The organism is Mesorhizobium sp. WSM4815 (assembly GCF_055811575.1).
This window is the reverse complement of sequence record NZ_JBVVQS010000097.1, coordinates 92,786-115,946: the sequence shown is the minus strand read 5'-3', so window position 1 is coordinate 115,946 and position 23,161 is coordinate 92,786. Positions and strand designations below refer to the sequence as shown.

Annotated in this window: 21 protein-coding genes and 1 pseudogene; 12 read left to right on the top strand and 10 right to left on the bottom strand. The window is 63.1% G+C overall.

Annotated elements, in window-relative coordinates:
- Positions 1–127: 127 nt before the first annotated feature.
- Together gltA and gltX are read right to left on the bottom strand one after the other, a co-directional pair.
- Positions 128–1,456 carry a citrate synthase gene (gltA, locus tag AC0L2B_RS20205; RefSeq protein WP_031255684.1) on the bottom strand — a complete coding sequence of 443 codons (1,329 nt, stop codon included), beginning with the start codon at positions 1,454–1,456 and terminating at the stop codon, positions 128–130.
- A gap of 180 nt (positions 1,457–1,636) precedes the next feature.
- A complete protein-coding gene (gene gltX, locus AC0L2B_RS20200; protein WP_473746588.1) occupies positions 1,637–3,061 on the bottom strand; it encodes a glutamate--tRNA ligase in 1,425 nt (474 codons plus the stop codon).
- A 103-nt stretch (positions 3,062–3,164) separates the two neighbouring features.
- Here gltX and AC0L2B_RS20195 point away from each other — a divergent pair, with 103 nt between their 5' ends.
- Entirely contained in the window at positions 3,165–5,621 is a 2,457-nt protein-coding gene (locus AC0L2B_RS20195; protein WP_473746587.1) for a ComEC/Rec2 family competence protein, read from the top strand.
- On the opposite strand, the gene lexA is transcribed toward AC0L2B_RS20195, so the two are convergent.
- From lexA to AC0L2B_RS20165, 6 genes are all read right to left on the bottom strand, one after another.
- On the bottom strand, positions 5,615–6,367 hold the full coding sequence (lexA, locus tag AC0L2B_RS20190) for a transcriptional repressor LexA (protein ID WP_027151887.1): 753 nt from the start codon (positions 6,365–6,367) through the stop codon (positions 5,615–5,617). The two genes, AC0L2B_RS20195 and lexA, sit on opposite strands and share 7 nt — an antisense overlap.
- A gap of 104 nt (positions 6,368–6,471) precedes the next feature.
- Positions 6,472–7,677 carry a molybdopterin molybdotransferase MoeA gene (locus AC0L2B_RS20185; RefSeq protein ID WP_473746586.1) on the bottom strand — a complete coding sequence of 402 codons (1,206 nt, stop codon included), beginning with the start codon at positions 7,675–7,677 and terminating at the stop codon, positions 6,472–6,474.
- Positions 7,677–8,174, bottom strand: coding sequence for a cyclic pyranopterin monophosphate synthase MoaC (gene moaC / locus AC0L2B_RS20180; protein ID WP_473746585.1), 498 nt, complete (start codon positions 8,172–8,174; stop codon positions 7,677–7,679). The genes AC0L2B_RS20185 and moaC overlap by 1 nt, the downstream gene beginning before the upstream one ends.
- A gap of 66 nt (positions 8,175–8,240) precedes the next feature.
- Positions 8,241–9,092 carry an indole-3-glycerol phosphate synthase TrpC gene (gene trpC, locus AC0L2B_RS20175; protein WP_473746584.1) on the bottom strand — a complete coding sequence of 284 codons (852 nt, stop codon included), beginning with the start codon at positions 9,090–9,092 and terminating at the stop codon, positions 8,241–8,243.
- A gap of 4 nt (positions 9,093–9,096) precedes the next feature.
- Positions 9,097–10,107, bottom strand: a complete 1,011-nt coding sequence (gene trpD / locus AC0L2B_RS20170; RefSeq protein WP_473746583.1) for an anthranilate phosphoribosyltransferase — start codon at positions 10,105–10,107, stop codon at positions 9,097–9,099.
- Positions 10,104–11,996, bottom strand: a complete 1,893-nt coding sequence (locus AC0L2B_RS20165; protein ID WP_473746582.1) for a SurA N-terminal domain-containing protein — start codon at positions 11,994–11,996, stop codon at positions 10,104–10,106. The genes trpD and AC0L2B_RS20165 overlap by 4 nt, the downstream gene beginning before the upstream one ends.
- Positions 11,997–12,141: 145 nt before the next feature.
- Here AC0L2B_RS20165 and tpiA point away from each other — a divergent pair, with 145 nt between their 5' ends.
- From tpiA to AC0L2B_RS20125, 8 genes are all read left to right on the top strand, one after another.
- Positions 12,142–12,909 carry a triose-phosphate isomerase gene (gene tpiA / locus AC0L2B_RS20160; RefSeq protein WP_473746581.1) on the top strand — a complete coding sequence of 256 codons (768 nt, stop codon included), beginning with the start codon at positions 12,142–12,144 and terminating at the stop codon, positions 12,907–12,909.
- A gap of 317 nt (positions 12,910–13,226) precedes the next feature.
- Positions 13,227–13,685: a preprotein translocase subunit SecG gene (gene secG, locus AC0L2B_RS20155; RefSeq protein WP_023801242.1), complete on the top strand. Its 459-nt coding sequence runs from the start codon at positions 13,227–13,229 to the stop codon at positions 13,683–13,685.
- A gap of 211 nt (positions 13,686–13,896) precedes the next feature.
- On the top strand, positions 13,897–15,015 hold the full coding sequence (locus tag AC0L2B_RS20150; RefSeq protein ID WP_473746580.1) for a L,D-transpeptidase: 1,119 nt from the start codon (positions 13,897–13,899) through the stop codon (positions 15,013–15,015).
- A 137-nt stretch (positions 15,016–15,152) separates the two neighbouring features.
- Positions 15,153–16,790 carry a CTP synthase gene (locus AC0L2B_RS20145; RefSeq protein WP_084833810.1) on the top strand — a complete coding sequence of 546 codons (1,638 nt, stop codon included), beginning with the start codon at positions 15,153–15,155 and terminating at the stop codon, positions 16,788–16,790.
- 33 nt (positions 16,791–16,823) lie between these two features.
- A complete protein-coding gene (locus AC0L2B_RS20140; protein ID WP_287173740.1) occupies positions 16,824–17,363 on the top strand; it encodes a DUF1697 domain-containing protein in 540 nt (179 codons plus the stop codon).
- A gap of 403 nt (positions 17,364–17,766) precedes the next feature.
- On the top strand, positions 17,767–18,018 hold the full coding sequence (locus tag AC0L2B_RS20135) for a type II toxin-antitoxin system Phd/YefM family antitoxin (protein ID WP_023798583.1): 252 nt from the start codon (positions 17,767–17,769) through the stop codon (positions 18,016–18,018).
- Positions 18,015–18,449, top strand: a complete 435-nt coding sequence (locus AC0L2B_RS20130) for a type II toxin-antitoxin system VapC family toxin (RefSeq protein ID WP_128168168.1) — start codon at positions 18,015–18,017, stop codon at positions 18,447–18,449. The genes AC0L2B_RS20135 and AC0L2B_RS20130 overlap by 4 nt, the downstream gene beginning before the upstream one ends.
- 306 nt (positions 18,450–18,755) lie before the next feature.
- Positions 18,756–19,058, top strand: coding sequence for a DUF982 domain-containing protein (locus tag AC0L2B_RS20125; RefSeq protein ID WP_023798581.1), 303 nt, complete (start codon positions 18,756–18,758; stop codon positions 19,056–19,058).
- Between the two features lie 72 nt (positions 19,059–19,130).
- Here AC0L2B_RS20125 and AC0L2B_RS20120 read toward each other — a convergent pair.
- Both AC0L2B_RS20120 and AC0L2B_RS20115 read right to left on the bottom strand, forming a co-directional pair.
- A pseudogene (locus tag AC0L2B_RS20120) lies at positions 19,131–19,313 on the bottom strand (winged helix-turn-helix domain-containing protein); the annotation flags it as partial.
- 84 nt (positions 19,314–19,397) lie between these two features.
- Complete coding sequence (locus tag AC0L2B_RS20115) at positions 19,398–20,081, bottom strand: TetR/AcrR family transcriptional regulator (protein ID WP_473746695.1); 684 nt, start codon at positions 20,079–20,081, stop codon at positions 19,398–19,400.
- 131 nt (positions 20,082–20,212) lie between these two features.
- Between AC0L2B_RS20115 and AC0L2B_RS20110 the strand changes: the two genes are divergently transcribed.
- The 3 genes from AC0L2B_RS20110 to AC0L2B_RS20100 are packed head-to-tail and all read left to right on the top strand — an operon-like array spanning position 20,213 to position 23,151.
- On the top strand, positions 20,213–21,235 hold the full coding sequence (locus AC0L2B_RS20110) for an efflux RND transporter periplasmic adaptor subunit (RefSeq protein ID WP_473746579.1): 1,023 nt from the start codon (positions 20,213–20,215) through the stop codon (positions 21,233–21,235).
- Between the two features lie 6 nt (positions 21,236–21,241).
- Positions 21,242–22,483: an ABC transporter permease gene (locus AC0L2B_RS20105; RefSeq protein WP_473746578.1), complete on the top strand. Its 1,242-nt coding sequence runs from the start codon at positions 21,242–21,244 to the stop codon at positions 22,481–22,483.
- Positions 22,480–23,151 carry an ABC transporter ATP-binding protein gene (locus tag AC0L2B_RS20100; RefSeq protein WP_473746577.1) on the top strand — a complete coding sequence of 224 codons (672 nt, stop codon included), beginning with the start codon at positions 22,480–22,482 and terminating at the stop codon, positions 23,149–23,151. Before AC0L2B_RS20105 ends, AC0L2B_RS20100 begins: the two co-directional genes overlap by 4 nt.
- Positions 23,152–23,161: the final 10 nt, after the last annotated feature.

The following is a 23,161-nucleotide window of genomic DNA, read 5'->3' as shown; positions in this document are numbered from 1 at the left end:
TTCACTATTCACTATTCACTATTCACTATTCACTATTCACTATTCACTATTCACTATTCACTATTCACTATTCACTACTCACTACTCACTACTCACTACTCACTATTCACTATTCACTACTCACTATTCACCGTTTAGCAATCGGCACGTAGTCGCGTTCCGGCGCACCTGTATAGAGCTGGCGCGGGCGGCCTATCTTCTGGTGCGGATCCTCGATCATCTCCTTCCACTGCGCGATCCAGCCGACGGTGCGGGCGACCGCGAACAGTACGGTGAACATGGTGGTGGGGAAGCCCAGCGCCTTCAGCGTGATGCCGGAATAGAAATCGACGTTCGGATAAAGCTTCTTCTCGATGAAATAGGAATCGGTCAGGGCGATCCTTTCCAGTTCCATGGCGATGTCGAGCAGCGGATCGTCCTTGATGCCGAGTTCGCCCAAAACCTCATGTGCGGTCTTCTGCATGATCTTGGCGCGCGGATCGTAGTTTTTGTAGACGCGGTGGCCAAAGCCCATCAATCGGAACGGATCGTTCTTATCCTTGGCGCGGGCGATGAACTCCGGGATGTGGTCGACTTGGCCGATCTCGCCCAGCATGTTCAAGGCTGCCTCGTTAGCGCCGCCATGGGCCGGTCCCCACAGGCAGGCGATGCCGGCGGCGATGCAGGCGAACGGATTGGCGCCGGACGAGCCGGCGAGGCGAACGGTCGAGGTCGAGGCGTTCTGCTCGTGATCGGCGTGCAGGATGAAGATGCGCTCCATCGCACGCGCCAGCACCGGGTTGATCTTGTATTCCTCGCACGGCACGGCAAAGCACATATGCAGGAAGTTGGCCGCGAAATTCAGCTCGTTCTTGGGGTAAATGAAGGGCTGGCCGATGTGGTATTTGTAAGCCATCGCCGCGATCGTCGGCATCTTGGCGATCAGCCGCATCGATGCGACCATGCGCTGGTAGGGGTCCGAGATGTCGGTGGAATCGTGATAGAAAGCTGACAGCGCACCGACCACGCCACACATCACCGCCATCGGGTGGGCGTCGCGGCGAAAGCCGGTGAAGAAGCGCGACATCTGCTCGTGCACCATGGTGTGGCGCGTCACCCGGTAGTCGAAATCGTCCTTCTGCGCCTTGGTCGGCAGTTCGCCGTAGAGCAGGAGATAACAGACTTCGAGGAAGTCGCCGTGCTCGGCCAACTGGTCGATCGGATAACCGCGATGCAAAAGGATGCCGGCATCGCCATCGATGAAGGTGATTTCCGACTCGCAACTTGCCGTCGAGGTGAAGCCGGGATCGTAGGTAAAGGCCCCGGTGGTGCTGTAAAGCGCGCCGATATCGATGACGTCAGGTCCGACCGAGCCGCTTCGCACCTTGAGTTCGTGGGTTTTGCCGCCGAATTCAAGTTTCGCGGTCGACGCGTGGGTTTTGCCGCCAAATTCCATTTTTGTCGCAGCTTCGGACATTGCAAACTCCTTTTTGTTTTCTCATGTCGGCAAAGGCAAAATTTCTGCAACGCAACACGTCGAAAGTATCGGAGTTCGCGCGTTTGCGCCCGCAATTGGATTGCGTGCCAAATTGGGCCAAGACCTAATGTTGCACTGCGAAACCCACCTTTCAATGCCAATCTTCTTGGGCCAGTTTTGCTAATCGATTTGATCCGCGACGCGCGCCAGGCTTTCCTCGCGGCCAAGCACGGCAAGCACGTCGAACACGCCGGGCGAGGTGCTTTTGCCGGTGAGCGCGGCGCGCAAAGGTTGGGCCACAGCGCCAAGCTTACGACCGCCGGCAAGCGCATATTGGCGGATCGTCGCTTCCGCCGCTGCGGCCGTCCAATCCCCTGAAATCGCCTTCAGCGCCGCATGGGCGCCCCGCAGGATCTCGCGCGCCTCGCCGCCGAGCAGCGCCGCCGCCTTCTCGTCGATCGGCAGCGGCCGCTCGGCAAACAGGAAGGCGGCACCGTCAACCAGCTCGACCAGCGTCTTGGCGCGCTCCTTCAAGCCGGGCAGGGCGGCCAGCAACTGCGCCTTGCGTGTGTCGTCGAGGCGCGCTGCGATCGCCGGGCCGCCTTCGAGATAGGGCAAGGTGTTGATGAAGATATCGAGCAATTCGGCGTCGTTCATGCGCCGCATATGCACGCCGTTCAGCGCCTCGAGCTTGGCGAAGTCGAAGCGGGCGGCCCCCTTGTTGACATCGCCGATGTCGAACCACGCAATCATGTCGGCGATCGACATGACCTCGTCGTCGCCGTGGCTCCAGCCGAGCCGCGCCAGGTAGTTGAGCAGTGCCTCGGGCAGATAGCCCATGGCGCGATAGGCTTCGACCCCGAGGGCGCCGTGCCGCTTCGACAGCTTGGCGCCGTCGGCGCCATGGATCAGCGGGATATGCGCCATTGACGGCACCTCCCAGCCCAAGGCTCGATAGATCACCATCTGGCGGGCGGCATTGGTCAGATGGTCGTCGCCGCGGATGATGTGGGTGATGCCCATGTCGTGGTCGTCGACGACGACGGCATGCATATAGGTCGGGTTGCCGTCCGAGCGCAGGATGATGAAATCGTCGAGGTCCTTGTTGGGGAAGCGGACTTCGCCCTGCACGCGGTCATGCACCACCGTCTCGCCTTCGGCCGGCGCCTTGATGCGGATCGCGCCCCTGGCGCCAACCGGTGCCTCTGACGGGTCGCGGTCGCGCCAGCGGCCGTCATAGCGGGGAGGCAAGCCCTTGGCCCGCGCACTCTCGCGCATCGCCTCCAGCTCGGCCGGCGTCGCATAGCAGTAATAGGCTTTGCCGAGGTGCACCAGCTCCTCGGCAACTGCGCGGTGGCGCGGCGCACGCTCGAACTGGGATACCGGTTCGCCGTCCCAGTTGAGGCCGAGCCAGGAGAGCCCATCGAGGATGGCAGCGGTTGCCGCATCGGTCGAACGCTCGCGATCGGTGTCCTCGATGCGCAGCAGCATCTTGCCGCCAGTGTGTTTCGCATACAGCCAGTTGAACAGCGCCGTGCGCGCCCCGCCAATATGCAGGAATCCGGTGGGCGAAGGGGCAAAACGGGTGACGACCTTGTCGGACATGGAACTCTCGGGGCAAGCGCAGAAAACGGATGTGGCTGCGCGGACTTTCGCGCGTTGCGCGTTCATGTAGCATAGGAGGTCAAGGGCGCAAGGGGCGAACCCTATGGCTGGACCAGGCCGCGGCGTGGACGAGAGCGAGGGCGCGAACGCAAGCGTCAGCGAACGATCGCTGTTCGCCGACGTTCCTCACGCTGAGCCGCTACCCGTTTGGGTGCCGGCGTTGCCGCCGGGCATCCAGCCTCTTTCGCCGGACCGCTCGGTGCCGATACCGGCTCCAGCACCCGGCCCTGTCATTCGTTTTCGCCGACTGCTCAGCCATCTTTCACCATCCGGTGTCCGCAACAGCGTGGCCTCCGCAGCCGGCCTGGAACTCGACCGCGGCGTCGCCTTCCTGCTGGTGCCGGTTTTTCTGGCATGCGGGGTGATCGTCTATTTTTCGCTTGCCGTCGAACCGGACTTTGCCCAGCCCATCGCCGTCGTGGTCCTCACGGCATTGTGTGCGGCCGTCACGCGCTCACGCCGCAAAACGCATCTGTGCTTCATGGCAGCGTTGCTGTGCGCGCTTGGTGTGCTCGCCGCCAAGGTTGAAACCTGGCGCGCCGGAACGAAGATGCTCGGTTCGGAAATCCAGACCCGGCTGACCGGCCGTGTCGTCAGGCTCGACCAGATGGCGAACGGCCGGATTAGGCTGACCATCGACGTGATGTCGACCGCCCGGCCGACACTGCGTTATGCACCCGAACGTGTCAGGGTGTCGGCACGCAAGATTCCCGCTGAGATGACCGCAGGCTCGGTGGCAACCGGCTATGTGAGGCTTTTGCCTCCGACTGGCCCGGTCAGACCGGACAGCTTTGACTTTTCCTTCGACAGCTATTTCGCCGGTATCGGTGCCAGTGGCTTTTTCCTCGGCAGTCCAAAGATCGTCGTCTCCGAAGATGCACCGTTAACCGCACGCCTTTCTTCGTCGATCGAGAAGGCGCGCGAAACCATCGCCGACCATATCAGGGACAGCATCGGTGGTGCCGAGGGGGAGATTGCCGCTGCGCTGATCGTCGGCGTGCGTGCCGGCATCCCCGAAGAGATAAACGAATCGATGCGGCGCACCGGCATCTACCACATCATCTCCATTTCCGGCCTGCACATGGCGCTTGTCGCCGGCACCGTCATGGGATTGCTGCGCGGCGCCTTTGCGCTGTTTCCCGACTTTTCGTCGCGCCGGCCGGTCAAGAAATATGCGGCTGCTGCCGCACTCGTCTCCATCGCTGCCTATCTGATCTTTTCCGGTATCGTGGTCGCGGCTGAACGCAGCTTCATCATGCTGGCGGTAATGCTTGTCGCCGTGCTGTTCGACCGGGCGGCACTCACCATGCGCAACCTGGCGATTTCGGCCATCGCCGTCATCGTCGTGTCGCCGCATGAGGTGGTCGGCGCAAGCTTCCAGATGTCCTTCGCCGCGACTGCGGCTCTCGTGGGCGCCTATGCCGGTTGGTCCGACTACCGTGCCGACAAGGCCAAGGCGCCGCGACAGCGACGGTCACCGGTCGCTTTCGTCACGCGCAAACTCGTCGCTGGGGCAGGCACCATCGCAATGACCTCCATCATTGCCGGCAGCGCCACCGCGCTCTTCGCCATCTGGCACTTTCAGCGCGTCTCGCCGCTCAGCCTGTTCGCCAATCTGGCCGTCATGCCGATCGTCACGATCGTCATGTTCCTGGCCGTCCTGAGCGCCTTGGCAATGCCTTTCGGCCTCGACGGCCCTTTCCTCTACATGATGGGCAAGGGCCTGACGGCGATGATCGCAATTTCGGGATGGATTTCGGAGCGTTCGCCGGTCGATGCAGTCGGCCTGATCTCGTTGCAATCGGTCCTGCTGGTGACGGTCGCCCTGGTCATCGCCACGATGGCGACGACATGGCTGCGGCTTGCGGCACTTCCCTTTGCGCTCGCCGGCCTGCTGACGATTTCCGAGACGCGCACCCCCGACGTGCTGATTTCGGAGGATGCGCATCTGGTGGCGCTGCCGATCGGCGGCGGCGAACTTGCCGTCAACCGGGTGCGTTCGAACGAATTCACCACCGACAACTGGAAACATGCGCTGGTTTCAACGACGATCGTCGAGCCGGAGACATTCGAAAAAGGAGATGTGCAGTTCGACATCGCCGACCCGGCCGACCTGCCGCCGGGAGCGCCTTTCACCTGCACTGCCGGCCTGTGCCTGGCCCGGCATCCGTCCGGCGCGCTCATCGCGCTCGCCGACAACCGCAAAACCGCGCGGCCGGCCTGTGCCTTTGCGGATTTGATCGTCATCGACGATGCCACAGCCTATTACAAACCCTGCCGCAATCCGCTGGTTCTCGTCGTCACCAAACGGCAGCTCGCCCGCATGGGCAGTGCCGCCGTCTTCTTCGATCCGCTATCGGCGACGACGCGCGCAGAAATCCGTTTTGCCGTCAGACAGCCATACAGGCCCTGGCATGAGCAGCGGCGATTTTCGCGCGAGGCGAGGGGCCTGCCGCCTTACCGAAAAGCCGAGAAACCCAAGAAGCCTGCCGCTCAGTAACGCCGGATCAGTCCGACGAGCTTACCCTGCACCTTGACCCGGTCCGGCCCGAAGATGCGCGTCTCGTAGGCCGGATTGGCGGCTTCCAGTGCGATCGAGGCACCTTTGCGGCGGAATCGTTTCAGCGTCGCTTCCTCCTCGTCGACCAGCGCGACAATGATCTCGCCAGGCTGGGCCGTATCGGCGTTGCGGATGATGACCGTGTCGCCGTCGAAGATGCCGGCCTCGATCATCGAATCACCCTTGACCTCCAGCGCGTAGTGCGTGCCGCCGGTGATCATGTCCGGTGGCACCGAGATCGAATGCGTCTGGTGCTGGATGGCGTCGATCGGCACACCGGCAGCGATGCGGCCCATCACCGGTATGGAGACGGTGGCAACGACGTCGTCGTCATTGCCGGCAGCACGCATGCGCGAAGGCGCCGGCTTGATCTGCCGTCCGAGGCCGCCCTGTCCAAGCCCGCCCTGGCCAAGGCTGCCTTGAATGACGCTCGGCGAGAATTTGCGCGCCGCATTGAGGCCCGGCGCGATCGAATCGGGCAGGCGCAGCACCTCGAGCGCGCGGGCGCGGTTGGGCAGGCGGCGAATGAAACCGCGTTCCTCCAGCGCCGTGATCAGCCGGTGGATCCCTGATTTGGAGGCGAGGTCGAGCGCTTCCTTCATCTCGTCGAACGAGGGCGGAATGCCGCTTTCCTTCAGCCGTTCGTGAATGAACATCAGCAGTTCATGTTGTTTGCGTGTCAGCATCGCGACCCCCAACAGAATCAGAAAAACAAACCCAGAACAAACACTATCTGTTCCAGTTGTGTTCCGCAACCATTTAAAGTTTAATGAATGTGTTGACGTTTTGTTCAGCGTAGCATCAGCACGCTGCAGGCGGCGCCCGCTGCGGCTGCGGGAGCGAATGGCTCGCGCACGACCAGTCCGTTGGCGTCGGCCAGCATTCTGAGCATCGAGGAATCCTGAATACTGAACGGCGTTGCCTCAAGCGTGCCAGCTTCTTCCTTCACCACCGCGCGTACATAGTCCTGCCTGAGATCGTTGGCCGGCATGGCGGCGCCGAGCCGCGCCTGACGCATGTCCTGGCGGAAGGCGCGGCCGCCGAGCCGCGCCAGCAGCGGCTTCAGAAAGAGCTGCGTGCAGACCAGACTGGCCACCGGATTGCCGGGCAGGCCGATGCAGCGGATGGCGCCCAGCCGCCCGAACATCAGTGGCTTGCCGGGCCGCATGGCGATTTTCCAGAAATCGAGCGCCATGCCTTCGCCGGTCAGCACGTCATGGACGAGGTCATGGTCCCCGACCGAGGCGCCGCCCAGCGTGACGATGACGTCCGCGCCTGCGTCGACGGCTTTTGTCACCAGCGCGGCGATCGCCTCCTTGCGGTCGGGGGCGATGCCGAGATCGAGTGCGCTGGCGCCGACCGAGCGGGCCGCGGCGGCGACGCCATAGGCATTGGAGGAGATGATCTGGTCGGGGCCAAGGTCGCTGCCCGGCGGCAGCAATTCGTCGCCGGTGGCGATGATGGCGACCAGCGGCCGTTTCACCACGCGGACCTGCTGGTGGTTGGCCGACGCCGCCAGCGACAATGCCGCCGGATCAAGCAGGCGGCCTTTCTCCAGCAGCATGTCGCCCTGCGAGAAATCGAGCCCGAGGCGGCGGATGTTGCGGCCTTCAACCGTCGGCGCGGTCACTTCGACCATGCCGCCGCCGAGGTCGCGGACATTCTCCTGGATGACGATGGTGTCGGCACCGGCGGGAAGCGGCGCGCCGGTGAAGATGCGCACGGCCTGCGCCGGGCCGACTGTTCCGGCAAAGCCGCGTCCGGCCGGCGCCATGCCGATCACCGAAAGTCTCGCGGGCACGGACGCGACATCGTCGGCCCGCACGGCATAGCCGTCCATGGCTGACGCGTTGAATGGCGGCTGGGTGCGGAGCGCCATGAGCGGCCCCGCCAGCACGCGGTCGGCGGCGTCCATCAGGGCGACGCTTTCAGCCTGCAAGGGCGCAGCATCCGCAAGCAGGTGCTCGAGCGCCTCGGCGACCGCAAGCAGCGCCATTATCGGCCTGCCCCCTGGGCGTCCGCCTTGTAGTCGCCGGATTTGCCGCCGGTCTTTTCCACCAGCCTGATGCCGGAGATCGCCATGCCACGGTCGACCGCCTTGGCCATATCATAGATGGTCAGGCAGGCGACCGAGACGGCGGTCAGCGCTTCCATCTCGACGCCGGTCTTGCCGGTGACGCGGGCCAGCGCCGTGACCTTCAGGCCGGGCAGCTTCGCGTCCGGTTCGATGTCTACCGATATCTTGGTCAACAGCAGCGGGTGGCAGAGCGGGATCAGCTCATGCGTCCTCTTGGCCGCCATGATGCCGGCGATGCGCGCCGTACCCAGCACGTCGCCTTTCTTGGCATCGCCGTCGAGAATCACTTTCAGTGTTTCAGGCCGCATCGAGACAAGACCTTCGGCGATTGCCGTGCGGGTCGTCTCCGCCTTGTCGCCGACATCGACCATATTGGCTTCGCCTTCCGCGCCAAGATGGGTGAGAGCGGCCGACATCGTCAGGTCACCCTGGAGCGACGTGCGTCCGTTTGGACGCACAAACTACGCTCTAACGCTTTGTATCTATGCATCATGCTCTCCGAACATCGATTCCGATTTTCGGGCAGATGCATTGGCGGGCGCCTTGCCCGTCAAAAGCAGGTGCGTCGCAGTGGCCACGTCCTGTTGCCGCATCAGGCTCTCGCCGACGAGGAAAGTGCCAATGTCGCTCCGTTCCAGCCTGCGGCAGTCTTGGTGCGAGAAAATACCGCTCTCGCTGACCAGCAGCCGGTCGGCCGGCACCATCGCCGCGAGCCGCTCCGATGTCTCGATGCTGGTTTCGAACGTCCGCAGATTGCGGTTGTTGATGCCGATCAGCCGCGACGACAGTTTCAGCGCGCGTTCCGTCTCGGCCTCGTCATGCACCTCGACCAGCGCGTCCATGCCGAGCTCGAAAGCCGTCGTTTCGAGTTCCCTGGCCACGGCGTCATCGACGCTCGCCATGATGATCAGGATGGCGTCCGCGCCCCACGCACGGGCCTCGAACACCTGATAAGGCTCGAACAGAAAATCCTTGCGCAAAGCCGGCAATGTCACGGCGCTGCGCGCATCGGTGAGGAATTCAGGCGCCCCCTGGAAAGACGGCGCATCGGTCAGCACGGACAGGCAGGCAGCCCCACCTTTGGCATAGGCCGTGGCCAGCGCCGGCGGATCGAAATCGGCGCGGATCAGGCCCTTGGACGGGCTCGCCTTCTTGATTTCGGCGATCAGCGCAAAACTGCCGGATTTGCGTTTGGCTTCAAGGGCCGAGAGAAAGCCGCGTGGTGCGTCGGCATCCTTTGCCCGCGCCTTGATTTCGGCAAGCGGCACCCGCGCCTTCGCCGCCGCGATCTCGTCGCGCTTGTAGGCTTCGATCTTGCGCAGGATATCAGACACGGCGCTATCCGTTCGAAATCTCGACCAGCCGGTCAAGCACCTTTAGCGCCCGGCCGCTGTCGATGGCTTGCGCCGCCGTCGCCATGCCATCGGCAAGCGTCGTCGCCTTTCCCGCCACCACCAGTCCGGCGCCGGCGTTCATCAGCACCGTATCGCGAAAGGCGCCGGCAGCGCCGCCCAGCATGTCGCGCAGCGCCTGGGCGTTGTAGGCGGCATCGCCGCCGCGCAATTCGTTCTTGGTATGCCGCTTCAGCCCGACCGCTTCGGGGGTCAGCGTAAAGCTGCGGATCTCGCCGCCGACCAGTTCGGCGACCTGGGTTTCGCCTGTGGTGGTGATCTCGTCATAGCCGTCGCCATGGGCGACCCAGGCGTGGTCGGCGCCCAATGCCTTCAACGTCTCGGCCACCGGCATGATCCATTCCGGCAAGAAGACGCCAACCATTTGCCTGACGACACCAGCCGGATTGGAGAGCGGGCCAAGCAGGTTGAAGATTGTGCGGGTGCCGAGCTCGACGCGGATCGGGCCGACATGCTTCATCGCCGGATGATGCGCCGGCGCGAACATGAAGCCGACGCCTGCGTCGTGGATGCAGCGGCCGATCGCTTCCGGCGGGATGTCGAGCTTGACGCCAAGCGCGGTCAGCACGTCGGCGGCGCCGGTCTGCGAGGACAGTCCGCGATTGCCGTGCTTGGCCACCGGCACGCCGCAGGCGGCGATGACGAAGGCGGATGCGGTCGAGATGTTGACGCTGTGCGAATTGTCGCCGCCGGTGCCGACGATGTCGATGGCGCCAGCCGGCGCGTCGACGCGCAGCATCTTGGCGCGCATGGTGGCGACGGCGCCGGAAATCTCGCTCACCGTCTCGCCGCGCACGCGCAGCGCCATCAGGAAGCCGCCGATCTGGCCGGGCGTAGCGTCGCCCGACATGATGATGTCGAAGGCATCGCGCGCTTCCTCGAAGGAAAGCGAGCTGCCGGCGGCGACCTTGGCGATATGGGTCTTGAGCGCGCTCATCTGGTCAGGGCTTGGGCAATTGCGGTCTGGTCGATGCGAACGTCATATTGCGTCTGCAGCTGCGCCACCAACTGGTCGAGCAGGTCGTCGGACATGCCGGCGGTGAACGATTTCTGCGCGTCGTCCGGCACCGAGCTGGCGTCGGCTCCGGCAGGCTCGAAGACTTCGGCGATCCTGAACAGGATCTGTCCGTCGCCGGTGGGCGAGGCGATCAATCCGGTCCCGCCTTCGCCTTCGCCGAACATCGCAGCCGCCCCTTCCTTGCCGAAATCGGCGTCGTCCGCGCCGCGCTTGACGCCGCGCTTGGTCTGCTTCTCAAGCTTGAGCTCGCTCGCGATCACGTCGAGCGCGGTGCCGGCCTCGAGTCGCTTTTCGAACTCCTGCGCTTTTGCGGTGAGCCGCTTGGTCGTTTCCGCCGCCGTCCAGTCGGCCACCACTTTTTGGCGGACTTCGTCCAGCGTGCGGTCGCGGGCCGGCGTGATCGACGCCACCTCGTAGAACACGAAGCCATTGTTGGCGGTGGTGAGGTCGGGATTCTCGGTGCCGGGCTCGGCATCGAACACCGCCTTGATGAGATCCGGCGATTCCGGCAGATCCTTGACGATGGCGCCGTCCGGCCTCAGGCCGGTGCGATCGATCGCGTCGACGGTGACGACCTTCAGCTTCAGCTTTTCGGCCGCTTCCTTGAGCGTGCTGCCCGAAGCGCGGCTATCTTCGTAGCTGTCATGGACGTCGAGCAGAATGCGGCTTGCCTCGCCGAGCGCGAGGTCCTTGCGGATGTCGGCGGCCACTTCGGCCAGCGGCTTCACCACTTCGGGCTTGATCTCGGTGACGCGCAGCAGAACCGGACCGAAGGCGCCCTGAACGACCGGGCTGACTTCGTTGACCTTGAGCGCAAAGGCCGCATCCGCCACCGCCTTGTCGGCGATCTTGTCCTTGGACAGCGTGCCGAGCAGCGTGTCGGCCTGCGTCTTGCCCTCGGCGGCGACGAGTTTGTCGAAGGTCGCGCCGGTCTCGAGTGAATCGAGCGCGGCCTTCGCGGCATCGGGCGTTTTGAACACGAGCTGTTCGATGGTGCGCGTTTCCGGCGTGGTGTAGCGCCCCTTGTTCTTGTTGTAGTCGTCGCTGACCTGCTGGTCGGTCACGGCACTCACATCCATGATGTCTTCCGGCTCGAGCCTGACATAGGAGAATTTGCGGTATTCGGGCGCCGCATAGGTCTTCTTGTTTTCCTCGAAATAGGCCGAAAGCGTAGTGTCGGATGGCGCTTCGATCGGCTCGACCAGCGATTTCGGCATGGTCAAATAGTCGATGGTGCGGTCTTCGCCACGATAAAGCGCCACCGCCCTCAAGAACGTATTCGGGGCCTTGAGGCCGTCCGAAACCGCCTCGACGATCTGCTGGCGCACAGCCAGCTGGGCGCGATTCCTGAGATAGTCTTCCGGCCGCATGCCGACCTGTTGCAGTATGTATTCGAAAGTCCTTCTGTCGAAGTTGCCGCCGGGACCCTTGAAGGCCGGGTCTTCATGCGTGAGTTGGGCCAGCCGGTCCTTGGACAGCCCAAGCCCGAGCTTGCGGGCCTGCTCATCGAGGACCGCGCCCGACACGAGTTGCGCCAGCACCTGGTTGTCGAGGCCGAGCGCCGTCGCCTGCTCGCGGCTGATGCGCTGGCCGAATTGCTGCGACATCACGCTGATCTGCCGGTCATAGGCCAGCCGATACTCGTTGATCGACACTTTGGTGCCGCCGGCCGTGACAACGGCGTCGTGGCCTGCAAAACCACCGACCATCTGTCCGGAAATGCCCCAGACGGCGAAGCTCAACACCAACAATATCAGCAGCGCTTTCGCGATCCAGGTCCCCGCGGCGCTTCTCAAGATACCAAGCATGGTCACTTCCGATTTTTCGCGCATTTTCGCATGCGCCGAGTCTGAAACAAGCGCAATAGCGTCCTTCCGGCCCACTGTCGATTGCTTTGTGGGCTGAGTTTGGTAGTGAGGACGCAGCCGAATATTGCCCGGAGAAGCAAATCCCATGACGCCTGGAATCCGCCCGCTGGTCGCTGGCAACTGGAAAATGAACGGCACCAACGCCTCACTCAACGAACTCAGGATGATCGGCAACGGCTTCATGAGCGGGCTCGATGCCGAGACCGAAGCGCTGGTCTGCGTTCCGGCGACGCTGCTTGCGCATGCCGCGGAGATCTTGTCGCGGACGCCGGTCCGGGCCGGGGGCGAGGATTGCCACAGCAAGGAGAGCGGCGCCCATACCGGCTGTATTTCGGCCGAGATGCTGAAAGATGCGGGCGCCAGTCACGTCATCGTCGGCCATTCCGAACGCCGCGCCGATCACAATGAGGACGACGCCATTGTCCAGGCAAAGGCGTCCGCCGCGTGGCGCGCCGGGCTGGTTGCCATCATCTGCATCGGCGAGACGAGAGCCGAGCGCGAGGCGGGCGCCACGCTCGACGTGCTGTCGCGCCAGGTCGCCGGCTCGGTGCCGCCGAATGCAACGGCATCGAATACCGTCATCGCCTACGAGCCGGTATGGGCGATCGGCACGGGGCTGACTCCGACTGCCGCCGACGTTGCTGAGGCGCATGCGCATATTCGCGAAAAACTTTCGGAAAAGCTTGGCAGCGCAGCGGCAAAGATGCGCATCCTCTATGGCGGCTCGGTCAAGCCGTCGAACGCGGTCGAACTGCTGGGCGTAAAAAATGTCGACGGCGCGCTGGTCGGCGGCGCCAGCCTGAAGGCGGCGGACTTTCTCGGCATTGCCGAAGCCTATCGAAACATCTCCTAAAGCGCGTCGCGTTTGGCCGGCCTAATGCGACGCGCTTTAGGTTGTTGTTTTTACGCATGTCGTTATCGCAAAACCGCTGCACACCCTCGGGTCAGGCCCAGGGTCAGGCCCAAGGGCATGCTTTTGCGCGACATGCTTTAGCATCGCAAGGCTGTCGGGCACTTCCGATACTGTGCCGCAGCGGAAAATGTTGCAACGGCCGCATTGCTTCCCATATTCCGGCCACGGGCTTGGAATTGCCGTCAAAGCATTGTATTGAGCCGCCTCCAAATCACCGGTCGTATCTGCGGCCGCGCAAGGCTTTGCCAGGATAAATTATGGAAACCGTACTGATCGTCGTTCACCTCATGGTCGTGCTCGCTCTTGTCGGCGTGGTGCTGCTGCAGCGCTCCGAAGGCGGCGGCCTCGGCATCGGCGGCGGATCGGGCTTCATGACCGCGCGCGGCGCCGCCAACGCGCTGACGCGGGCGACGGCGATCCTGGCGGCGGCGTTCTTCGCCACCTCGCTGACCTTGTCGATCGTCGCCCGTTACGGCGAGAAGCCGATCGACATTCTCGATCGCGTGCCTGTGACGAACGGCGGGGGCGGCGTGCTCAACCAGTTGCCTGGCACCACGACGCCGACACCGCCGTCCGGCAATACGGCGCCAACGCCGCCTTCCGGCAATGATGCCGCAGCCCCGGCCCCCGCTGCACCGCCAGCGGCGGGAGCGACCACGCCGCCGGCCACAAACGGCGCTACCCAGCCAGTAACGCCGCAGGTTCCAAACCAGTAATCAGCAGACGTCCGGCGCCGCGATCTGTTGTTGTTTGAACACAGTCGCGGCAAATGCCGCACGATCACGAGGATTCGACCGGGCGCGGCACGCCAGGGCGCTTGAGGCGTCTCCGATTAATCGATTATAGATTGCGCGCGGCACATTCGGGGTCCTTGGGGGACGCCGGGCGACGCCGTGGCAACAAGCATTGAACGATCGGATCTTCGCCATGCAGCTTCGCAGCTTCATTTTAGCCGGCCTTTGGGCCGTGCTCAGCCTTGGTGCGCCCGCTTACGCGGCCATGCCGGCGGGCAATTCGGCCCCTAAATCCGCAGTCACAACTGACGTCGTCTACGTCGCCGCCAAAAGCGACACGGCGCAACTCAAGCTCCTCAAGAAGAAAAAAGACCCGAGCGCGGCAGATCTTGCCCAGATCAGGAAGATCGAAGCCAAGATCGCGGCTGACAAGCAGTCTGCTCGAGTAAAGGCGATCGAGGCAAGGAAGCTGGCGATGCGCGAGGCGGCCAAAGCCAGGTCGGACGCGGAACGGCAGGCGTTTCTTGCCAGGAAGGGCCTCGTCAAGAAGGATAAGTCCGCTGGCAAGGCCAGGCTGGCCGATGCCAGGCCGGTCAAGATCATCGACCCGATTCAACCCATCGCCGCAATCCAGTCGGCCGAGGCAATTCCCGCCGAGGCCATGAACGTCGCGCTGACCGGCAACAACGGCGAATTGCGCAGCGAGCCGGTCGGACAGAAGCCCCAGCGCGTCGGGCTGTTCGCCGGCCTGTTCGGCGGCACGTCCTCGTCGATGTCGCTGCTCCCCGAGACCCGCGCCCTCGATGCCGCGCTCGCCAGCAAGGAAGCCAGGAAGCAGTTCAAGGTGAAGCCGGAGTTCGTGCCGCAAGAGGTCGAGTTCACCGGCTATAGCCCCGGCACCATCGTCATCGATACGAGTGCGCGCCGCCTCTATCTCGTCGAATCCTCCTGGACCGCCCGCCGTTATGCGATTGCGGTCGGTCGTGACGGCCTGCAGTTCAAGGGCACGGTCGCCGTCGGCGACAAGCAGGAATGGCCCCGCTGGATCCCGACGCTCGACATGCAGAAGCGTGAGCCGAAGAATTACGGCCGGTACAAGGACGGCATGCCCGGCGGCGGCGATAACCCGCTCGGCGCGCGCGCCATCTATCTCTACGACGGCAAGAAGGACACCCATCTGCGCATTCACGGCACCATTGCGCCGCAGTCGATCGGGACGAGCTCCTCCAACGGCTGTTTCCGCATGATCAACGAGCACGTCATGGACCTTTATCGCAGAGTGAAAGTGGGCACCAGGGTCGTCATCATCTGACGCCTTGACGGGTCAAACAAAAGGGCCGGACTCGCCGGCCCTTTTGTTTTGGTTCGAGCATCACCAGGGCGCCTTCTTGGGAAAAAGCCTTCGCGGCGGTTTTTTCTCTGGCGGAATCAATTCGGCCGCGTTAAGCGATGACTCCCATGGCGCGATATGTATTCATCACAGGCGGCGTGGTTTCCTCACTCGGAAAAGGCATCGCTGCAGCGGCCCTTGGGGCTCTCTTGCAGGCGCGAGGCTATCGCGCGCGCATCAAGAAGCTTGATCCCTATCTCAATGTCGATCCCGGCACGATGTCGCCATACCAGCATGGCGAAGTCTTCGTGACGGATGACGGCGCCGAGACCGATCTCGATCTTGGCCATTATGAGCGCTTCACCGGCCGCTCGGCCAACCAGCAGGACAACATCACCACGGGTCGCATCTACAAGAACATCATCGAGCGGGAGCGACGCGGCGATTATCTTGGCGCCACCGTGCAGGTCATTCCGCATGTCACCGACGAGATCAAGAATTTCATTCTCAACGGCAATGACGACTATGACTTCGTCCTGTGCGAGATCGGCGGCACCGTCGGCGACATCGAGGCGATGCCGTTTCTGGAGGCGATCCGCCAACTTGGCAACGACCTGCCGCGCAACAACGCCGTCTACGTGCACCTGACGCTGATGCCCTATATTCCAACGGCGGGCGAATTGAAGACCAAGCCGACCCAGCATTCGGTCAAGGAATTGCGCGGCATCGGCATCGCGCCCGACATCCTGCTGGTCCGCGCCGACCGCCCCATCCCCAGGGAAGAGCGCCGCAAACTGTCGCTGTTCTGCAATGTGCGCGAGAGCGCCGTCATCCAGGCGCTCGACGTGCCGCACATCTACGACGTGCCGATGGCCTATCACAATGAAGGACTGGATTCGGAAGTGCTCGCCGCTTTCGGCATCGATCCGGCGCCGAAGCCGCGGATGGAGCCCTGGCAAGCGGTGTCCAAACGCATCCACAACCCGGAAGGCGAGGTGACCATCGCCGTCGTCGGCAAATATACCGGCCTCAAGGACGCCTACAAATCGCTGATCGAGGCGCTGTCGCATGGCGGTCTCGCCAACCGCGTCAAGGTCAAGCTCGACTGGATCGAGAGCGAGATATTCGAGAAGGAAGACCCGGCGCCGTGGCTGGAAAAGGTCCACGGCATTCTGGTCCCCGGCGGTTTTGGCGAGCGCGGCGCTGAAGGCAAGATCCTTGCGGCGAAGTTCGCCCGCGAGCGAAAAGTGCCGTATTTCGGCATCTGCTTCGGCATGCAGATGGCCTGCATCGAGGCAGCGCGTTCGCTGGCCGGCGTCAATCATGCCTCGTCGACCGAATTCGGTCCTACCGAGGAACCGGTCGTCGGCCTGATGACGGAATGGCTGAAAGGCAACATGCTGGAGAAGCGCAGGGAAACCGGCGACCTCGGCGGCACCATGCGGCTCGGTGCCTATCAGGCGGACCTCGCCAGGGGCTCGAAGATCGCCGAGATCTATGGCGACACGCAGATTTCCGAGCGCCACCGCCACCGCTACGAGGTCAATGTCGACTATAAGGAGCGGCTCGAGGATTGCGGCCTGGTTTTTGCCGGCATGTCGCCGGACGGCGTGCTGCCGGAAACGGTCGAATATCCCGACCATCCCTGGTTCATCGGCGTGCAATATCATCCCGAGTTGAAAAGCCGGCCGCTTGACCCGCACCCGCTGTTTGCCAGCTTCATCGAGGCGGCGGTGGAGCAGAGTCGCTTGGTCTAAATCGACAGGCTATCGTGAGATATCCGGGCTAGCATGCAAACCTACGTCGCTTTGCTTTACAGCATCGTCCTGGGCGAGGGGCGGCGTGTCGTCATGTCCGATCTCAGGGCCATGACAGAAGGCCTGGGCCTGAACAACCCGCGCACGCTGGTGGCGACCGGCAATCTGGTTTTCGAGACGAAAGAAACAGAGATTGCCGCGCTGGAGCGCCGATTGGAGACGGCGTTCCAAAAGACCTTCGGCCGCCATGTCGACATCATCGTACGCCGCGCAGATGACTGGTTGAAGCTTGCGGCCGGCAATCCGTTTCCCGCCGAATCGGCTGCCGCCGCGGATCGGGTAGCGGTGCGCGTGATGCGCAAGCCCGTTCCCGCTGAGGCCGTCGCGGCGCTGGAGGCCTATATCGGCAAGGATGAGCGGATGCAGGCCGTCGGCGGTGACATCTGGATCTTCTTTTCGCGCGAGACGCCAAGCTCGCGTCTTTTGGCGGCGATAAGCCATAAACGGCTCGGCATCGGCACCTCGCGCAACTGGAACACCGTGCGCAAGCTAGCCGAGATGGTCGGCGGATAGGGCTTCCCCTTCTCCCAGGGAGAGTATAGCGACGGGGAGAAAGACGCCTTGGCCAAAGATTTCGCCAATCTGCAGCGCTGCAGAAAGGGGCGCCGATGTTGCGGCCAGCCCCCTTCTCCCCGTCACTATACGGGGAGAAGGTGCCGGCAGGCGGATGAGGGGCGGCGCTGACATCGACACCCCAGGACAACTCCACCTCCGGGAAATCGCCTCAGGTGGCGCTGCCCCTCATTGCCCTGCCGGGCATTTCTCCCCGTATAGAGACGGGGAGAAAGACGCCTTCGCAAAAGATTTCGCCAATGATCGCGTTTCGGAATGGCCTGTTCTCCGGGAAGTGTCCACTTGTAATAGACGATGGATTTGCTAAATGTAGTTGCGTGCAACCACAAGGGAGGCAACAGCAGTGAAACACATCAACATTCGCGAAGCCAAGGCCACTTTGACGGCTCTCGTCGATGCCGCCGAGGCCGGCGAACCGATCACGATCACGAGGCACGGCAAGCCAGTGGCCGCTATCGTTCCGATCGAAGAAGCGAGGAAGATTTACCCCGAGAAGCCCAGCCTTGCGGAATACCTGCTGTCGTTCCCCGGTTGGCCCGAGGGCTTCGAACCGGAGCGCGACCGCACCCAGCAAAGCCGCGAGGTTAACCTTTGACCGCATACCTTTTCGACACCTCGGTGCTGTCGGCGACCGCGCCGGGAAAGCCTCCGCTGCCCCCGAATGCGGCAGCTTGGCTATTGCAGCAGACGGGCAACTTGTTTGTGCCTGCCTTTGCCCTCCACGAACTTCGGAGAGGCATCGCCAAGCTCGACCGCTCGGGAGCAACAGCGAAGGCTCTGACGCTAATGGCGTGGCTGCAGGGCATCACGACGGACTACAGCGCGGAAATCTTGCCGATCGATGCGGCGGTGGCGTTGGAGGCAGGCCTCATGGAAGACGCCGCCACAGCCGCAGGGAGTCATCCAGGGCTGGCTGACATTCTCATCGCCGCGACCGCTAAAGCGAACTCCTTGACGCTCCTGACTGGGAACCTGAGACACTTCCAGCCCTTAGGAGTTCCTTGCCTCGATCCACTGACGCTTTGACTGAGAAGAGATCCCAAAGGGGTCTGCTGCGGCTAGCCAAATCCGGCTGCGTAATCCGCATACCTCAAATGCGGGATGAGCGCGTCCAGGCTCCGTCTCGGGATAATTGAAGTCCCAGTGCGGCGGCGGGCAACGGTTCGTCACATGTTTGTCACGTTTGGTGATTCGATTTCGGTCGAGTGATGTGAAAGACTTCGTTTTTGGCCCGAGTTTTTTCATCATCGGGTTCTGTTTGCCGGAAACACATGGTCAGCAGCAAGTTCAAAAGGTTCGATCAGGCACATAACGATCGACCGGGAGGAAACAATGGATCGCCTGCAATTCTTTACGCCTGTGCGTATTTCGCGCGGGCAGGAAAGTCCTGCCGAAGAGATTGATAGCGTAGCCGAAGCGATGGAGTTCTTGCGTAGATGGCCAGTCGGCCGGCGTGGGCCAGTCTACCAATGCGCGGTGAATTGCTGCTCCGCGGCTCTGGCGGGCGGGATGTCGGCAGAGGAAGCAAGGAAGGCTTTTACCGGCTTCGCCCGCATCACGCGCTTGCTCGACGACGACATGGCTCTGCCGATAGGCGGCGGCAATGTTGATAGCGTGCATGCGCTGAGGCGATGAACGTTCCTGTTTGACCCCTGCCAGTAACTTGACCCTGCCAAGAACTCGGCAAAGTCACGGCACCTCGAAAGGTCACTGCACCTCGACCCGGGTAGCGAAGACGTAGCCGGCGCCCCGCTCGGTGACAATGAGTTTCGGCTCGCTCGGGTTGACCTCGAGCTTGCGGCGCAGTCGCAATATCTGCACATCGATACTGCGGTCAAACACCTCTTCGTCGTGACTCCTGCTGGCGGCGAGAAGCTGCTCGCGGCTCATCTTTCACTGACCCCCTGATTTGGACTGCACCGGTATACGAGGCGCGGTGAATTTGCTGCTCCGCGGCCTTGCGGACTCTGCGGCTCACGGGCCTGATTCGAGGAAAGCCCGGGCAAACCCGGGTTGCGCTGCTTCTATCGTTCCATCGGGCAGCTTCAAAAGCCGGTCGATCGCGATGCCGTAGAGCCGCAGCCGATCGTCGAGCAGCCGCGCCGCTTCGTCGATATTGCCCTGCTCGGCCTTCAGCAGGGCGCGGTGCATTACATCCCGAAAGATCAGCCGCAGCTGCAAGAACATCTCGGCGAAGGCTTCCGGGTCGGGCACGTCGAAGATGCCTTCGTCGCTGCCTTTCCTGAGCAGATCGGTGATTATCGGCATGGCCAATTCCCTGGCCGCCTGGTCGACCCGATGGAAGAGGGCAAGGTTTTCGGGCCGGAACAGGACGAAAAACGTCTTGCGCATGTGCGGGGCAAGCTCGACGTTCAGCCGCCGCGAGCCGGCAAACAGGGCATTGAGCTGGCCAAGCCCATCGAGTGAGGGATCGTTGAGCACCGGCTGCAACTCGGTGAAGCTGTCGCGGGCGAGACGTGTGGCGAGCGCCTCCAGCAGGGCCTCTTTCGATGCAAAATAGTGGTAGAACGCGCCCTTCGACAGGCCGGCCTCGCGGATGATGTCGTTCACCGTCGTGTTGTCGTAGCCGCGCTCGAAGAAAAGCCGCTGGGCGCAGTCGAGGAGCTCGGCGGATCGTATCTCCGGCGGCTTTATCACTCGGGGCAAATCGAACCTCACAAAGTGCAGGTGAAGCAAGAGGAGCACGAACCGGAGCTTTATGCAACTTTTATAGACCGACGGTCGGTCTAGTGCTATTATCTGTCACCGCAGGACATTCGGATTCGACCATGAAGAGTCTGTTGCGACGGATACGCTGGACGGCCAGCATCGTTGTTGTCGCGGCCGCGGCTGCTTTCGGCGCCTGGTATCTGTGGCAACCGGCCAAGGTTTCGCTGGTGACGCCACAACGCGGCGACGTGGCGGAAATCGTTTACGCGAGTGGCTCCGTCGAGCCGCGAACCTGGGCCAAGGTAACTCCGGTGGTTCGCGAAAGGATCGTCGAGCAATGCAATTGCGAGGGGTCGAGGGTTGCACAAGGCGACGTGCTCGCCAGGCTCGACGACAGCGAGGCCCGGGCCGTGCTTGGCGAACTCGAAGCGCGTCAAGCGCTTGCCCAGGAAGAGCTCCGGCGGCTGACGGTGCTTGCCGAAAGGCGTGCGGCGAGCCAGCAGGCTCTCGATCGTGCGCAGAGCGAGCTCGGCCAGATCGAAGCGCTGGTCGCCGGACAGAAGGCGCGACTTGATTCCTACGTGTTACGCGCGCCGAGCGCCGGCGTCGTGCTCAGGCAGGACGGCGAGGTGGGTGAGGTCGCCGAACTCGGCGCGGTGTTGTTCTGGGTCGGCGAGCCGAAGCCGCTCCTCGTCGTCGCCGAGGTCAACGAGGAGGACATACCCCGGGTCGAGGTCGGCCAGCGCGCGCTGCTTAAATCCGACGCGTTCCCCAGGCAGAACCTGGAAGCCGTGGTCGACAGCATCACACCCAAGGGCGATCCGGTGACGAAGACCTATCGCGTCCGTTTCCGCCTGCCGGACGATACGCCGCTTCGTATCGGGATGTCGACCGACGTGAACATCGTCATCCGCGTTTCGAAAAATGCGCTGTTGATCCCGCCCGTTGCTGTGGACGGGAATAAGGTGTTCGTCGTCGAAGCCGACAAGGCCCGACGACATGAAATCCGAACCGACATTCGCGGCACCAATGGCATCGAGGTTCTGTCGGGGCTCGATGAGAGGGCTCGCGTCGTCTCGCCCTATCCCGCCGACCTCACCGACGGCGGGCGCGTGAGCATCATCGGCGCCCAGGAGCGATGAAGCACGATGCCGCTCATCTTCGACATCGCCCTCACGCACATTGCCGGCCGCGGTCGCCAGACGCTGGTTGCCGTGATCGGCGTTGCGGTCGGTGTCGGATTCTCCATCGCCATGGCGGCGCTGATGCAGGGTGGGCAGGACGATTTCGTCAGGCAGCTCGTCGACACGATGCCGCATGTCGACATCACCGACGAGCAGCGCACAGCCCGCCGTCAACCGGCCGAGGATGCTTTTGCGACAGTGGCGATTTCCGGGCTCAGGCCGCGTGACGATCGACGCGGCATCATCAATCCGACCGCCGCGACCTCCTGGCTGGAGAGCTGGATTCCCGGTCGGTTCGCGGCAAGCCTCAAAACGCAGGGTGTGATCCGTTTTTCCAGCCGCGAAGTCGGCGCGGCGATCATTGGCATCGAACCGGAGCGCGAGTCCGGCGTGTCGCCGATTGTCGGAAACTTCGTCGAAGGCAGCTTTTCGGCGCTTGCCGCGGGCGGCAACAACGTGCTCATCGGCGACACGATGGCGAGCCGGCTCGGCGCCGGGTTCGGCGACACGATAACGGCGGTTTCTGCCGAGGGACTGTCGCGCAACTTCAAGATCGCCGGCCTGTTCCACACCGGCACCACCGCGCGCGACGAAGGCGAGGCCTATGTGCTTCTGAAAAACGCGCAGATCCTCTCGGCGCGTCCGAACGCCATCAACGAGATCCGCATCAAGCTCGACGATCCTGACCGCGCTCCGGCGGTGGCGCAGCGTGCCGAGGCCGAACTGGGCTACAAGGCGGTGGCGTGGCAGGAGGCGAATGAATCGATCCTCGAAGCGCTCGTCGTACGCAACGTCATCATGTACACCGTTGTCGGCGCGATCATGCTGGTCGCTGGCTTCGGCATCTACAACATCATCTCCACCATCACGCACGAAAAGGCGCGCGACATCGCCATCATGAAGTCGCTTGGCTTCCCGGGGTCCGACATGCGCCGGCTCTTTCTGCTGGAAGGCGTCGCGATCGGCGCTGCCGGCTCCGTGCTCGGCGGGCTGCTCGGCGTCTCCATGACCTATGCGCTGTCGCTGGTGCGTTTCGAGATCGCCGCGACCGGCCAGGAGATGACCCGGCTGCCGATCGCCTGGAGCTTGATGCACTACGTCATCGCGTCGGCCTTCGCGCTGGGCTCGGCGGCAGTGGCCGGCTACCTGCCGGCGCGTCGTGCGGCGCGCCTGAACCCCGTCGAGATCATCAGAGGCGCGTCATGAGCGCACTCATCGAGACCGAGAAACTCACCCGCGTGTTGCCCGAGACGGTTCCCGTCACGCTGGTCAAGGACATCACGCTGGCGATCAACGAAAGGGAATTCGTCGCCGTCACCGGTCCCTCCGGCTCCGGAAAATCGTCATTGCTCTATCTGCTCGGGCTGCTCGACCGGCCGACCGCCGGGACGTTGACAATAGGCGGCCGCGACGCCGAGCCGATGAATGAAAGGGAGCGCGCGCGGACCAGGCTTTCGATGCTGGGCTTCGTGTTCCAGTTCCACTTTCTGCTGCCGGAGTTCACGGCGCGCGAAAATGTCGAAATCCCAATGCGCAAGCTTGGCCGGCTGGCGCGTCCTCAGATGCGCAAACGGGCCGGTGAGCTGCTCTCATCCCTGGGACTCGGCGAACATCTCGACAAGCGGCCTGACCAACTCTCGGGCGGCCAGCGTCAGCGCGTCGCGGTAGCACGCTCGCTCGCCAACGACCCGCCGCTTATCCTTGCCGATGAGCCGACGGGGAGCCTCGACAGCAAGAGTTCCGAGCAGGTCTTCGCAATCCTAGAGAACCTGGTGCGCGAGGGCGGCAAGACCGTCGTGGCAGTTACGCATGATCTCGACATGGCGGCGCGCATGGATCGCCGCATTCACATCGTGGACGGGAAGATCGGCTGAACCGAAACCA